Genomic DNA, 14,378 nt, shown 5'->3' with positions numbered 1-14,378 from the left:
TCAGATGTATATCTAAACGAGATCCTGACAACCGAATGCCTGAACAACATCGTTACACGCTCCCAACGGGCGCTTCCGATCAGCGCCAGTTGGGTGAGCTTACGGGTGCCGCCTGCGCAACGCTGGTCGCCGAAATCGCCGAACGTCACGCGGGTCCAGTGGTGCTGATCGCGCCGGACATGCAAAATGCTTTGCGTCTGCATGATGAGATTCGTCAGTTTACTGACCAGATGGTGATGAACCTGCCCGACTGGGAAACGCTTCCCTATGACAGCTTTTCTCCCCATCAGGAGATTATCTCCTCACGGCTCTCCACGCTGTATCAACTGCCCGCCATGCAGCGCGGCGTACTGATCGTTCCGGTAAATACGCTGATGCAGCGTGTCTGTCCGCACAGCTATCTGCACGGTCATGCGCTGGTCATGAAAAAAGGCCAGCGGCTTTCGCGCGACGCCTTGCGCGAACAACTGGACAGTGCTGGCTATCGCCATGTTGATCAGGTCATGGAACACGGCGAATACGCCACGCGTGGCGCATTGTTAGATCTGTTCCCGATGGGCAGCGAATTGCCTTATCGTCTGGATTTCTTTGATGACGAAATCGACAGCCTGCGTCTGTTTGATACTGACACTCAGCGCACGCTGGAAGAAGTCGATGCCATTAATTTGCTGCCCGCACACGAATTCCCGACTGACAAAACGGCCATTGAGCTGTTCCGTAGTCAGTGGCGTGATACGTTTGAGGTAAAACGCGACGCCGAGCATATTTATCAACAGGTCAGCAAAGGCACGTTACCTACGGGGATTGAATACTGGCAGCCGCTGTTTTTCAGCGAGCCGCTGCCGCCGCTGTTCAGCTACTTCCCCGCCAATACGTTGTTGGTAAATACCGGCGATATCGAGACCAGCGCAGCACGCTTCCAGGCCGATACCCTGTCACGCTTTGAGAATCGCGGCGTTGATCCGATGCGCCCGCTTCTGCCACCGGAATCGCTGTGGCTGCGGGTTGATGAGCTGTTTTCTGAACTTAAACGCTGGCCGCGTGTTCAGTTGAAAACCGAGAGTCTGCCGAAGAAAGCGGCGAATACCAACCTCGGGTTCCAGAAGCTGCCAGATATCGCCGTTCAGGCACAGCAAAAAGCACCGTTAGATGCATTACGTAAATTCCTTGAAGGCTTTACCGGTCCGGTAATTTTCTCGGTGGAAAGTGAAGGACGCCGGGAAGCGCTAGGCGAACTGCTCGCCCGCATCAAAGTCGCGCCGAAGCGGATATTGCGACTCGACGAAGCCGTAGACAACGGTCGTTATCTGATGATTGGCTCAGCCGAGCACGGCTTCATCGATAGCAAACGCAATCTGGCGCTGATTTGTGAAAGCGATCTGCTCGGTGAACGCGTGGCGCGCCGCCGCCAGGATTCTCGTCGCACCATCAACCCGGATACGTTAATTCGTAACCTCGCGGAGCTGCATCCCGGTCAGCCAGTGGTGCATCTGGAGCACGGCGTGGGTCGCTATGCCGGTATGACCACGCTGGAAGCGGGCGGCATCACCGGTGAATACCTGATGCTCACCTATGCCAACGACGCCAAACTGTACGTGCCGGTGTCGTCGCTGCATCTGATCAGCCGCTACGCCGGCGGCGCGGAAGAGAATGCGCCGCTGCATAAACTGGGCGGTGATGCCTGGTCACGCGCCCGACAGAAAGCCGCTGAGAAAGTCCGCGATGTCGCGGCAGAGCTGCTGGATATTTATGCCCAGCGCGCAGCGAAAGAAGGCTTTGCCTTTAAGCATGACCGTGAACAGTACCAGCTGTTTTGCGACAGCTTCCCGTTTGAAACCACGCCGGACCAGGCACAGGCGATCAACGCGGTACTCAGCGATATGTGTCAACCGCTGGCCATGGACCGCCTGGTGTGTGGCGATGTCGGCTTTGGTAAAACCGAAGTCGCGATGCGTGCCGCCTTTCTCGCCGTAGAGAATCACAAGCAGGTTGCCGTGTTGGTACCGACCACTCTGCTCGCTCAGCAGCACTTCGACAACTTCCGCGACCGCTTTGCCAACTGGCCGGTACGCATTGAGATGCTGTCCCGTTTCCGTAGCGCCAAAGAGCAAGCGCAGATTCTGGAGCAGGTTGCCGAAGGTAAAATCGATATTCTCATCGGCACTCACAAACTGCTGCAAGCGGATGTGAAGCTAAAAGATCTGGGGCTGCTGATTGTCGATGAAGAGCACCGTTTCGGCGTTCGCCACAAAGAGCGTATCAAGGCAATGCGCGCGGATGTGGATATTCTGACTCTGACAGCAACGCCAATTCCACGCACGCTCAACATGGCGATGAGCGGCATGCGCGATCTGTCGATCATCGCCACACCACCCGCTCGTCGTCTGGCGGTCAAAACCTTCGTGCGCGAATATGACAACCTGGTGATACGCGAGGCTATCCTGCGTGAAGTTATGCGCGGGGGACAAGTTTATTATCTCTTTAACGACGTCGAAAATATCCAGAAAACCGCTGACCGATTAGCGGAACTGGTGCCGGAAGCGCGCATTGGTATCGGCCACGGGCAAATGCGCGAGCGCGAACTGGAACGCGTGATGAACGATTTCCACCACCAGCGTTTTAACGTGCTGGTGTGTACCACCATTATCGAAACCGGGATCGACATTCCTACTGCCAACACCATCATCATTGAACGAGCTGACCACTTCGGTTTAGCGCAATTGCATCAGCTACGGGGTCGTGTGGGACGCTCACATCATCAGGCATACGCCTGGCTGCTAACGCCGCACCCAAAAGCGATGACCACCGACGCACAAAAACGCCTGGAAGCCATCGCCTCGCTGGAAGATTTAGGTGCAGGTTTTGCGTTGGCGACCCACGACCTCGAAATTCGTGGCGCTGGGGAACTGCTGGGCGAAGATCAAAGTGGCTCCATGGAAAGTATCGGTTTCTCACTGTATATGGAGCTGCTGGAAAACGCTGTCGATGCGCTCAAAGAAGGGCGTGAACCGTCGCTGGAAGATCTCACCAGCCAGCAAACCGAAGTCGAACTGCGCATGCCATCCCTTCTGCCGGATAACTATATCCCGGATGTCAACACGCGACTGTCGTTCTACAAGCGCATTGCCAGTGCAAAAGGCGAAACCGAGCTGGAAGAAATTAAGGTCGAGCTGATAGACCGTTTTGGCCTGCTGCCCGACCCGGCCCGGACGTTGCTGGATATTGCCCGTTTACGCCAGCAGGCGCAGAAACTGGGGATCAGAAAGCTCGAAGGCAATGAAAAAGGCGGTACTATTGAGTTTGCCGAGAAAAACCATGTTAACCCGGTCTGGCTAATTGGTTTACTGCAAAAACAACCGCAGCACTTCCGTCTGGATGGTCCAACACGCCTGAAATTCATGCAGGAGTTGGGCGAGCGTAAAGCACGGATCGACTGGGTTCGCCAGTTTATGCGCCAGCTTGAAGAGAACGCCGTAGCCTAGCATCAAGCCGGGTGAGTCCTCCACTCACCCGGCCTGATGAATTTACAAACTCTTTGCACTTCCCTGCACTTCCCGACACTGCAAACCGCCATAATTCTTGTTTACTTTTACATAATAAAAACCACGTAAAAACAATGGATTTATGGTGATGTTAAACAATAAACGACTCTCTCGTTGGTTAGCATTTTTTACGCTTGCCGCGACCTTCGCGTTAGCGCTTCCGGCCCAGGCAAACACCTGGCCGCTGCCGCCACCGGGAAGCCGCGTGGTGGGTCAGAATGCCGTTCACGTTGTCGAAGACAATGGCGGTTCTCTGGAAGCGATTGCGAAAAAATACAATGTCGGCTTTCTGGCGCTGCTACAGGCCAACCCCGGCGTTGACCCTTACGTACCACGTCCGGGCAGCGTGCTGACTATTCCGTTACAAACCCTGCTGCCGGACGCGCCACGCGAAGGCATTGTTATCAACCTCGCCGAACTGCGTCTTTATTATTACCAGCCAGGGACAAATTCGGTGACCGTGTATCCTATTGGTATTGGCCAGTTAGGCGGTGACACGCTGACGCCCACAATGGTAACCACCATCTCTGATAAACGTGCCAACCCAACCTGGACGCCTACGGCAAATATCCGCGCGCGATACAAAGCGAACGGGATCGACCTTCCTGCCGTAGTGCCTGCCGGGCCGGATAACCCGATGGGCCATCATGCCATTCGCTTAGCGGCATACGGCGGCGTGTATCTGCTGCACGGAACTAATGCTGACTTTGGCATCGGAATGCGCGTCAGTTCCGGCTGTATTCGTCTACGCGACGGTGATATCGAAACCCTGTTCCGTCAGGTGAAGCCAGGAACCAAGGTCAATATTATCAATACGCCAATCAAAGCATCTGTTGAACCTAACGGCGTGCGCCTGGTTGAAGTACACCAGCCGTTGTCCGAAAAAATCAATGACGACCCGCAATTGCTGCCGATCGTGCTGAACGCATCCATGCAGACGTTTAAGAATGCGGCGCAAACGGACCCTGCCGTCATGGAACATGCGATGGAGATTCGCTCAGGCATGCCGGTCGATGTCACCCGTCATCACGACGTTGCTCAACAACCGCTGTAAACTCAGCGCATAAAAAACCCCCGCTGGATTTTATTCCGCGGGGGTTTTTTATTTAACTCGCAGTGGCATTGCGATGGGTTAAATCTTATTTGTAGATAACTGCAGTCCCGTGGAGGGTGTTAGGACCGGTAACAGAAGTAATACGGAAAGACTTCGCCCCCATCTCATCCGCTTTCTGCGCCAGTTGATCTTCCAGAGAACCTAAGTTAGTCCCCGCATTCGCAGAAATAGTACCGACTTTCTGTTGGCCCGCAGGTGTGGCCTGAACTTCAACGGCAGCAAAGCTTGCAAATGAGAGTGAGCTAAGAACAGCAGCAACAAACAGAGTTTTTACGTTTTTCATGATAGTGACCTTTAGCAGATGAATGTGTGTCGCAAAGATTAACTTAACGATCGATAGGTAAATCATAGATGTGATCCAGGTCACACGTCAACATTTTTTTGTAATGATCGTTATATAAAATACAAAGACCTTATTTTTCATATCAATAGCGTTAAATTATTTTTATCGCTAATCCGCTGGAGTGTGCAGTCGAATATTTTTATAATGGTTATTCAATAAACCCAACAAAGGTACATCGGCGCCATGACAACTGAAATGACAGGTTGTGCTAAAAAAAGCCGTGGCCGACCAAAAGTGTTCGACAGGGAAGCCGCGCTTGATAAGGCCATGACACTCTTCTGGCAGCACGGGTATGAAGCGACATCGCTCGCCGATCTGGTAGAAGCAACCGGCGCAAAAGCGCCCACGCTGTATGCGGAGTTCACCAATAAAGAGGGGTTGTTTCGTGCCGTACTGGACCGCTACATCACCCGCTTCGCGGCGAAACATGAAGCCCAGTTATTTTGTGAAGAAAAAAGTCTTGAGTGCGCGCTGGAAGACTATTTCACCGCAATAGCAACCTGCTTTACCAGTAAAGACACCCCGGCGGGATGTTTCATGATTAACACATCCGCGACACTGGCGGCCTCTTCCCGGGATATTGCGCACACGGTGAAATCCCGCCATGCCATGCAGGAACAGACGCTTACCCAGTTCCTTCACCAGCGTCAGCAACGAGGCGAAATTCCGGCCCATTGCGACGTGCAAAAACTGGCCGAATACCTGAACTGTATTTTACAGGGTATGTCGATCAGCGCCCGTGAAGGCGCAACGTTTGAAAAACTGATGCAGATCGCACACACGACTCTGCGACTGTGGCCTGAACTTATCAAAGTTTAACCCTTTCCCGCTATTTCCCCGCAGTACTGACACCACCGGGAGCTGATTAAGCCCCCGGTTAGATTTCCGCGGATTACCCCTACATTATTCAGTGTTTTCATCATCTTATCCGATCATTTTTTGTAAAATGTATTGATAACAACAATTATTATCAGCAATATTCGCATTTGTTTTAACGCCTGTTTCACAATGTAACCATCGGTTTCTCTACCGCCATAACAAAAACAGCTCGACTCTTTTTTAAAAGGAATACAAATGCATAAGCGTCTCTGGGTGCTCAATCCTCTCTTGTTGTCTTTAACTCTCCCAGCCATCGCGGCTGAGGAAGATAACCTCATCGTCAGTGCCAACCGTAGTCAACGCACCGTGGCAGAAATGGCGCAAACGACCTGGGTTATTGAAGGAAGCGAGATTGAACAGCAGGTTCAGGGGGGGAAAGAGTTCAAAGATGTTCTTGCTCAGTTAATCCCAGGAATCGATGTCAGCAGCCAGGGGCGCACAAACTACGGCATGAATATGCGCGGTCGTGCCATCGTAGTACTGATAGACGGTGTCCGTCTGAACTCCTCGCGTACTGACAGTCGCCAACTGGATTCTATTGACCCGTTTAACATCGCACACATTGAAGTCATCTCAGGTGCAACCTCACTGTATGGCGGCGGCAGTACCGGTGGGTTAATCAACATTGTCACCAAAAAAGGCCAGCCGGAGCGTGAAGTAGAACTCGAACTGGGGAGTAAAAGCGGCTTCAATAACAGTAACGATCATGATGAACGCGTTGCCGCGGCGGTGAGCGGAGGAACCGATCGCGCTTCCGGGCGCATGTCCGTCGCGTATCAACGGTTTGGCGGCTGGTATGACGGCAATCACGATGCCCTGCTGCTGGATAACACCCAAACCGGCCTGCAGCACTCCGATCGTCTTGACGTGATGGGCACCGGAACGATTGAGCTTGACGACAACCGTCAGTTACAACTGGTTACGCAGTATTATAAGAGCCAGGGGGACGACGATTACGGACTGGATCTTGGCGAGAACATGTCCGCCGTGACGGGAAACGGTAAGGCTTATACCAGCAGCGGACTGAATTCCGATCGTATTCCCGGCACCGAGCGTCATCTGATCAGCCTGCAGTATTCAGACGCGGATTTCTTCGGCCAGAACCTGGTCAGCCAAATCTATTACCGTGACGAATCGCTAAAATTCTACCCCTTCCCTACGCTAAGCAAAGGCAAGGTCACCAGTTTCTCCGCATCGCAGCAGGACACAGACCAGTTTGGTGCCAAAATCACCCTCAACAGCCAGCTGATGGACAACTGGGAGCTGACGTGGGGTGTCGATGCCGATCACGAAACCTTCGATTCCAATCAGAAATTCTTCGATCTGGCCTGGTCCCTGCCCTCCGGCGGTATGGACAACCGAACCGCTTATACCACCGGGCGTTACCCCGGTTACAGCATCACCAACTTCGCGCCTTTCCTGCAGAACAGCTATGACATTAACGACATCTTTACCCTCAGCGGCGGTGTGCGCTATCAATGGACCGAAAACAGGGTGGATGATTTCGTGGGCTATGCCCAACAACAGGGAATTGCCACCGGCCTGGCAAACTCCGCCGATACCATTCCTGGCGGTAAAACCGATTACGATAATTTCCTGTTTAACGCCGGTATTCTCGCCCACCTGACCGACCGTCAGCAGACATGGTTTAACTTCTCTCAGGGCGTGGAGCTTCCGGACCCGGGGAAATATTACGGTAACGGCACCTATTCCCTGGTTGGCGATCATTACCAGCTCCAGCGCAGCGTCAACGTGGCGGATTCACGCCTGGAGGGGATTAAAGTTAACTCCTACGAACTGGGATGGCGCTACACTGGCGACAGTCTGCGCACGCAGCTGGCCGCTTACTACTCCACTTCGGATAAATCGATCGTTATCAACCGCAGCGATATGACCATTAACGTCCAGCCCGACGATCGCCGCATTTATGGCCTTGAAGGTGCGGTGGATTATTTCATTGCGGATACGGACTGGAGTCTGGGCGGCAACTTCAACGTCATTAAATCGGAAGTGAAGCAAAACGGTAAGTGGCAGAAATGGGATGTCACCCTGGCTTCCCCGTCCAAAGCCACCGCGTGGGTCGGCTGGGCACCTGAACCGTGGACATTGCGCGTACAGAGCCAGCAAACATTTGATCTGACGGACGCCAGCGGCAATAAGCTGGACGGCTATAACACGATGGACTTTATCGGCAGCTATCAGCTCCCGTTGGGTAAACTGACCTTTAGCGTGGAAAACCTGCTGAATGAAGAGTACACCACGCTGTGGGGACAACGTGCGCCACTGCTGTACAGCCCAACCTACGGTAGCCCGTCACTGTATGAATACAAGGGCCGGGGCCGCACGTTTGGTCTGAACTACGCCTTAACCTTCTGATAAAAAAAGCCCCCCAGCCTGAGCGAATGGGGGGCTAATGTTCAGGATAATGCTATTTTACGCTTTGTTATTCAGTACCAACTGTCCGTTGTTATCCAACGGAATTTGCGCGCCGGGGTCCTTATCCATACGGATTTTCCCCTGCTGATCGCCAATTTTGTACGTCACGTCGTAGCCCAGCATTTTTTCAGATTTGTCATACACCGTTTTACAACGCTGCTGCGTGGTAGTGTAAGTATCATTTTCCTGCATCGAACCCTGGATCTGGTTACCTGCATAGCCGCCGCCTAAAGCACCGGCCACGGTAGCAATATCTTTACCGCGTCCGCCGCCAAACTGATGGCCGATAACGCCACCAGCAACCGCACCCAGCACGGAACCCGCGATACGGTTTTCATCTTGTACCGGCTTACGGTGCGTGACCGTCACGTTCCGACACTCCTGGCGCGGTGTTTTTACCGACTCTTTAATCGGTGTTGCAGAGACAACTTGTGCATACTGTGGGCCACGCTCGAAAACGTTAAGACTGGCCACCGCTGCAACACCCAGCGCAGCAGCTACGCCAATCCCTATACCCGCCAACATAGATTTATTCACGGGACTTCCTCCTTTTTTGCTATTAGCAACAACTTTGCAACAGAAGGTAAGGAATGCCAATCAGATTACGGATGAAAATAGCACGAGGAGGAGCGAAGGCAGGATGATTCGGAGAACTCTGAAGGAAGGCGCCGGATAAGTACAAACATCCGACGCCATAAGCCGTATTAATGCAGTTTCAGACGCGGGCGGATCACCCGGTTAATGCTGCCAACCAGCATCATCAGACCGGTTTTAAAGTAACCGTGCAGAGCAATCTGGTGCATGCGGTACAGTGAGATGTACACAAAGCGCGCAATACGCCCTTCTACCATCATCGAACCACGGGTCAAGTTACCCATCAGGCTACCCACGGTAGAGAAGTTAGAAAGTGAAACCAGAGAGCCGTGGTCTTTGTACTGATACGCTTTCAGCGGCTTGCCGTTCATCTGCGCCAAAATGTTGTTCATTGCGCAGCTTGCCATCTGGTGCGCAGCCTGAGCGCGCGGCGGCACAAAACCACCTTCCGGGCGAGCGCAGGAAGCGCAGTCGCCAATCGCGTACACGTCGGGATCGCGCGTGGTCTGCAGAGTCGGCTCAACCACCAGTTGGTTAATACGATTGGTTTCCAGACCGCCAATGTCTTTCATAAAGTCTGGCGCTTTGATCCCCGCAGCCCACACCATCAGATCGGCTTCAATGTACTCGCCATCCTTGGTATGCAGTCCGCCTTCATCAGCGCTGGTTACCATCGTCTGGGTCAGTACGCGTACGCCCAGTTTGGTTAACTCATTATGCGCAGCACTGGAAATACGTGGCGGCAACGCAGGCAGAATACGCTCACCGGCTTCTACCAGCGTAACGTTCAGCGCTTCGTTAGTCAGCCCTTTGTAACCATAGCTGTGCAGCTGTTTTACCGCATTGTGCAGCTCGGCTGAGAGTTCAACCCCCGTCGCACCGCCGCCGACAATGGCGATATTTACTTTGCCGTTAGCGCCCAGATTCGCGGAGTACTTCAGGAAAAGATTCAGCATCTCCTGGTGGAAACGACGCGCCTGATGCGGGTTATCCAGGAAAATGCAGTTTTCTTTGACGCCCGGCGTATTGAAATCGTTGGAGGTACTACCCAACGCCATCACCAGCGTGTCATACGGGACTTTGCGCTCAGGAACCAGCAGCTCGCCCTTCTCATCGCGCAGCTCGGCAAGAGTAATGGTTTTCGCTTCGCGATCGATATCCACCACCGAACCCAACTGAAACTGGAAACCGTGGTTACGGGCATGCGCCAGATAGCTCAGCGCATCCACGCCTTCGTCCAGGGAACCCGTCGCGACTTCATGCAGTAACGGTTTCCATAAATGGCTGTGGTTTCTGTCCACCAGCGTGATTTTGGCCTTTTTCTTGCGTCCCAGCTTTTTACCCAGCTGTGTCGCCATTTCCAGTCCGCCAGCACCGCCGCCGACAATCACGATTCTTTTTAATGGTGTAGTCAACGTGACCCCCTTAAATTTATTAACCAATTGTTAATTAAAAGTTATAGACATAGCCTTTAATTAACAACAAGTTACGATAATGAAAATGTTCTTCGAGAGTGAGAATAACACGAACGGTGCATTGGTCATACCAAAATTGATGTGTATCAAGTTTTGATGCTGAAAAGATAGACAACACGAACTTTAAGAACAAAAAAACCAGCCCGAAGGCTGGTTTTTTACACGTTCATTGAGGATTAACCTAACGTCTTGAACGCTTTGATGCGCTGCAAATGCGGGGAGATATTCTTAAACTTGTGCGTCTGCTCTTCGTCCCAGACTATCTCGTAAAAGTGATGCAGCTCTTCTGACGAACGCTGACTATTGAGCGCTTCATCATGACGTGACAGGATCACCAGGCAGCGATCGCGATTCTTTTCGCGGAAATTGGTCACGCATTTTGTCGCGATATCGGCATACTCTTCAGGCCTGTCGATTTTTCCTTCCATGTTCTCATACGGGAACAGGTTGGGATTAAACACTACCTGACGAATATCACACAGAAAACCAATCCGTTCAGCCCAATATCCCCCGAGCCCCACGCCACAAATCAGCGGACGGTCGTCCACATTAAGCTGCAGCATTTTGTCCACTTCTTTCAGTAGATGCTGCATGTCATGTTTAGGATGCCGCGTACTGTAGCTAATCAGCCTGACATCCGGGTCGATGAACTGTAGCTGCAACACCTTTTCGTGGTTGCCCGGGCTGTTAGAGTCAAAACCGTGTAAATAGATAATCATCGCATCCTCGCCAAACTTGCGTTAATGACCTGCTTTCTCTTCCTGCCAGCGCTCATGAAGCTGGTTGAGCTGGGTGCTTACCGTCTTCCAGCGTGCCGAGTCCATCAGTTCCTGACGTGAAAATGAACCTTTATGATACAAACGTGTAACACGTTCTGCATTGATCGGCGACAGATTATCTAACACACTGACCGCTCCCTTACGATTATTGCAGACCAGGATCATATCGCAACCCGCATCCAGCGATGCCTGACCACGCTCCGCATAGCTTCCCATAATCGCCGCCCCTTCCATCGACAAATCATCGGAGAAAATGACGCCATCGAAACCAAGCTCCTGACGCAGCACCGTTTTCAGCCAGTGTGGCGAACCGCTCGCCGGACGCGGGTCCACGTCACTGTAGATGACATGCGCAGGCATAATGGCATCGAGTTTGTTTTCCGTAATCAACGTCTGGAACACGGACATATCTTTTGCACGAATTTCGGCTTCTGAACGTGGATCGGTTGGGGTTTCTTTATGCGAATCCGCCGTCACTGCCCCATGCCCGGGGAAATGTTTACCGGTAGTTTTCATGCCAGCAGCATGCATACCGTCAATGAAGCGGGTCGCCATAGCCAGCGCTTTCCGCGGATCGGCATGGTAAGAACGTTCGCCAATCGCCGCGCTGATATGCCCCACATCCAGCACCGGCGCAAAACTTATATCTATATCCATTGCGATCATTTCGCTGGCCATTAGCCATCCGGCGTCCTGAGCCAGATTGCCGCCTTCTTCCAGACCGTGCAGCGCCGCAAAGGATTGGGCCGCGGGCAGACGCGTAAATCCTTCGCGAAAACGCTGTACCCTGCCGCCTTCCTGATCTACCGCCACCACCAGATGATTGCGTGATGCCGCGCGAATCTGGCGCACTAATTCACGCAACTGTTCCGGGTCATGATAATTTCGGGTAAAGAGGATCAACCCACCTACCAGCGGATGCGCCAGAATCTCACGCTCTTCAGCGTCCAGCTCATACCCTTCGACATCCAACATTACTGGGCCCACACTGCTCTCCTTATCCTTTCATTATTAGCTGCCGCCAGGTTTCATCGGCCAGCCTGATAAATTGTCGATCGCCGGTTTGTCGCCAGCGATACTCAAACCACCCCGCTTTCAGCATTATGACCCAGGGCCGCCATCGTCTGACCTGCCGCCACAGCGCGTTTTGTTCAATGTGCGCTCGTTGGGCGTAGGCGCTAACCAGCCGTTGGTGCTGAGATTCGTCGTTGACCCAAACCGCCGCCAGCTCCAGAGCGATGTCACCGTCTCCGGCATATTCCCAGTCAATCAGCCGCAGCCCTGATGCTGTACGTACGATGTTGTCACCGTGGACATCCATATGCAGAGGTCCCAAACGCAAAGGTCGAGGCTCACCGCTTTTCCTGAGCCGCTTCAACGCTCGCAACCAGCATGGCGTGCGACGCGCCGGATCGCCACACTGCCAGTACTGTTCGAGTAGCGGCAGCAGACTGATTCGCCAGCCCAATTGGGGTTGTTGGTGCAGATGATACAATAAGCCAGCGAGTTCGTCGGCGTCCGGCAATCTGGATTCTACCTTACCGTGAAAAAAGTCGACCGCCATCCACCCACGTATATAAAAGCGGGGGCGCGGCGCAAGGCTTTCAGGCAGGTGCTTTAACGCGTGATAGTGGCGTAAGAAATGCGATTCCGGCGCGTCAGGGTCGTGATGACAGCGCAACACTAAGCGGTGGGTATCGTGTTCGATGATGCAGCTCCCGCCGCTCAGGCCGCTCTGGTTGGCTACGACGGGATGATACTGCGGGAAATAGCGCGACAACACCTCGTCGCGCGTCAGCCGGTTATTGTTGCTGTACGGCACCTTTACCTGACCAGATTATCTCGCCAGTTTGTACCAGCATTAATTGCATTTGCAGGGCCGGCGAATTGACGTTGCCGGAGGCGCTGGAATAGAGCACATACTGTGCGCCAACGTTACGGGCGATACCAATCGCTTTGCTGCGCGTTCCCAGACTGTCGTTCGGCGACAAACCTAACTGCTGTTTGGCGACAGCCAACTGCTGGGCGGAAACCAGGGTAAACTTGCCGTTATTCGCCAACGCGTTCCTCAAGGTCTCGGTAGCTTCACCGGCATTCAACGAGCCGTTGGTCCGGTTATTCACGCTATCAACAAGCAGAACGCCTCCCGCTTTGACACCGTCAGCCTGCAGCATTTTGCCGACCATCGGTTGCATAGCTCCGTTCCAGTCATAGTGACGTTGACGTGGCGTCGGCTGCGCCGTTTGGTCCTCGTGCTCAATCGGACCCGGCTGCTGCGGTATGCTTGGCACCGTTGGTACAACCGGCACCGGTTGTTGCGGCTGCGCGGGCTGTTCCGGCACTGGCTTTACTTCCTCTACTGGTGCGGGCTCACGTTGCGCCACACAGCCAGAGAGAAACATCGCCAGCGCGGCAATCAGTGCGTAGCGATTCATTTTGATCATCAAGATTCACCCCTTACAAATAAAGATAAAGTCTAACCTTGTGCGCCCCCAAAAAATTGGCGCTGCCGTACAGCGTCACCGACGAATGAGCCGGGATAGTCACGCTGCGTGGCGCTTCCAGAGGATGCATTTCCAGTCCTCTGGCGTCATACCAGTAAAACCGATAATGAACGGTAACGGGTTCTTGTCTTTCGTTATAAAGTCGCGAGGATGCTGAGGCCTGAATATCAGACGTGGTTAACGTCGGTTGTTCTGCTGTAATGCCCGACGCCAGAATCGTTGATTCCATCACCAGCGACTGTTCATCACTTACCGGAATTTCAGGATGTGCCCGACAGCCAGCCAGTAGCAGCAAGCTCAGTGAAAGTGCAATGCATCCTCTGGTCATGCTTACAGACCTTTATGCGCAAGCATTGGACCCAGCGCACGTCCACCCAGCAGGTGCATATGAATGTGATACACCTCCTGACCGCCGTGACGATTGGTATTCATAATTAAACGATACCCATCCGCAGCAATGCCTTCCTGCTCGGCGATTTTCGCCGCTACGGTGATCATGCGACCCAACGCCTGCTCGTGTTCCGCCGTCACATCGTTGACGGTCGGGATCAGGACGTTAGGAATGATCAGAATGTGCGTAGGTGCCTGAGGGGAAATATCACGAAACGCAGTGACCAGTTCATCCTGGTACACGATATCTGACGGAATTTCACGACGGATAATTTTGCTGAATATAGTTTCTTCTGCCACGACGTTTTCCTTTTTCATTAAC

13 protein-coding genes are annotated in these 14,378 nt (G+C 53.1%); 4 read left to right on the top strand and 9 right to left on the bottom strand.

Annotation, left to right across the window (positions count from 1 at the left end):
- Positions 1-35: 35 nt before the first annotated feature.
- The gene (gene mfd / locus OGV75_RS14375; RefSeq protein ID WP_286480823.1) at positions 36-3,482 is read left to right on the top strand and encodes a transcription-repair coupling factor; all 3,447 of its coding nucleotides are present in this window, start codon (positions 36-38) and stop codon (positions 3,480-3,482) included.
- A gap of 148 nt (positions 3,483-3,630) precedes the next feature.
- Positions 3,631-4,596 carry a L,D-transpeptidase LdtC gene (gene ldtC, locus OGV75_RS14370; protein WP_049041343.1) on the top strand — a complete coding sequence of 322 codons (966 nt, stop codon included), beginning with the start codon at positions 3,631-3,633 and terminating at the stop codon, positions 4,594-4,596.
- Positions 4,597-4,681: 85 nt separating this feature from the next.
- On the opposite strand, the gene bhsA is transcribed toward ldtC, so the two are convergent.
- Positions 4,682-4,939, bottom strand: a complete 258-nt coding sequence (bhsA, locus tag OGV75_RS14365) for a multiple stress resistance protein BhsA (protein WP_029139491.1) — start codon at positions 4,937-4,939, stop codon at positions 4,682-4,684.
- 243 nt (positions 4,940-5,182) lie between these two features.
- On the opposite strand from bhsA, the gene comR reads away from it, so the two are divergent.
- Both comR and OGV75_RS14355 read left to right on the top strand, forming a co-directional pair.
- A complete protein-coding gene (gene comR, locus OGV75_RS14360; RefSeq protein ID WP_016156207.1) occupies positions 5,183-5,818 on the top strand; it encodes a TetR family copper-responsive transcriptional repressor ComR in 636 nt (211 codons plus the stop codon).
- Positions 5,819-6,073: 255 nt separating this feature from the next.
- Complete coding sequence (locus tag OGV75_RS14355; RefSeq protein WP_019076496.1) at positions 6,074-8,254, top strand: TonB-dependent siderophore receptor; 2,181 nt, start codon at positions 6,074-6,076, stop codon at positions 8,252-8,254.
- Positions 8,255-8,311: 57 nt separating this feature from the next.
- On the opposite strand, the gene OGV75_RS14350 is transcribed toward OGV75_RS14355, so the two are convergent.
- From OGV75_RS14350 to hinT, 8 genes are all read right to left on the bottom strand, one after another.
- Complete coding sequence (locus OGV75_RS14350) at positions 8,312-8,851, bottom strand: glycine zipper 2TM domain-containing protein (RefSeq protein WP_003030814.1); 540 nt, start codon at positions 8,849-8,851, stop codon at positions 8,312-8,314.
- 167 nt (positions 8,852-9,018) lie between these two features.
- Positions 9,019-10,323 carry an NADH-quinone dehydrogenase gene (gene ndh / locus OGV75_RS14345; protein ID WP_016152676.1) on the bottom strand — a complete coding sequence of 435 codons (1,305 nt, stop codon included), beginning with the start codon at positions 10,321-10,323 and terminating at the stop codon, positions 9,019-9,021.
- 236 nt (positions 10,324-10,559) lie between these two features.
- Entirely contained in the window at positions 10,560-11,102 is a 543-nt protein-coding gene (gene ycfP, locus OGV75_RS14340) for an alpha/beta hydrolase YcfP (RefSeq protein ID WP_003030817.1), read from the bottom strand.
- Between the two features lie 21 nt (positions 11,103-11,123).
- Positions 11,124-12,149, bottom strand: a complete 1,026-nt coding sequence (gene nagZ, locus OGV75_RS14335) for a beta-N-acetylhexosaminidase (RefSeq protein WP_286480822.1) — start codon at positions 12,147-12,149, stop codon at positions 11,124-11,126.
- Between the two features lie 10 nt (positions 12,150-12,159).
- Positions 12,160-12,984, bottom strand: coding sequence for a thiamine kinase (thiK, locus tag OGV75_RS14330; RefSeq protein ID WP_053390188.1), 825 nt, complete (start codon positions 12,982-12,984; stop codon positions 12,160-12,162).
- A complete protein-coding gene (gene lpoB / locus OGV75_RS14325; RefSeq protein WP_016152673.1) occupies positions 12,965-13,606 on the bottom strand; it encodes a penicillin-binding protein activator LpoB in 642 nt (213 codons plus the stop codon). The genes thiK and lpoB overlap by 20 nt, the downstream gene beginning before the upstream one ends.
- 13 nt (positions 13,607-13,619) lie before the next feature.
- Positions 13,620-13,994 (bottom strand): YcfL family putative periplasmic lipoprotein, encoded by a 375-nt coding sequence (locus OGV75_RS14320; protein WP_019076489.1) that lies wholly within the window; start codon positions 13,992-13,994, stop codon positions 13,620-13,622.
- 2 nt (positions 13,995-13,996) lie between these two features.
- Positions 13,997-14,356 (bottom strand): purine nucleoside phosphoramidase, encoded by a 360-nt coding sequence (gene hinT, locus OGV75_RS14315; protein ID WP_016156204.1) that lies wholly within the window; start codon positions 14,354-14,356, stop codon positions 13,997-13,999.
- Positions 14,357-14,378 lie beyond the last annotated feature (22 nt).

The sequence above is a fragment of the Citrobacter sp. Cb028 genome (assembly GCF_030336705.1).
GTDB lineage: Bacteria > Pseudomonadota > Gammaproteobacteria > Enterobacterales > Enterobacteriaceae > Citrobacter > Citrobacter braakii.
Note: the sequence above shows the minus strand (reverse complement) of the source record. Positions and strands in the feature narration are given on the sequence as shown.

Coding starts and splice junctions, on each gene's coding strand:
- ldtC (WP_049041343.1), top strand. CDS start 3,631: ATGTTAAACAATAAACGACTCTCTCGTTGGTTAGCATTTTTTACGCTT.
- ycfP (WP_003030817.1), bottom strand. CDS start 11,102: ATGATTATCTATTTACACGGTTTTGACTCTAACAGCCCGGGCAACCAC.
- OGV75_RS14320 (WP_019076489.1), bottom strand. CDS start 13,994: ATGACCAGAGGATGCATTGCACTTTCACTGAGCTTGCTGCTACTGGCT.
- comR (WP_016156207.1), top strand. CDS start 5,183: ATGACAACTGAAATGACAGGTTGTGCTAAAAAAAGCCGTGGCCGACCA.
- lpoB (WP_016152673.1), bottom strand. CDS start 13,606: ATGATCAAAATGAATCGCTACGCACTGATTGCCGCGCTGGCGATGTTT.
- OGV75_RS14355 (WP_019076496.1), top strand. CDS start 6,074: ATGCATAAGCGTCTCTGGGTGCTCAATCCTCTCTTGTTGTCTTTAACT.
- bhsA (WP_029139491.1), bottom strand. CDS start 4,939: ATGAAAAACGTAAAAACTCTGTTTGTTGCTGCTGTTCTTAGCTCACTC.
- mfd (WP_286480823.1), top strand. CDS start 36: ATGCCTGAACAACATCGTTACACGCTCCCAACGGGCGCTTCCGATCAG.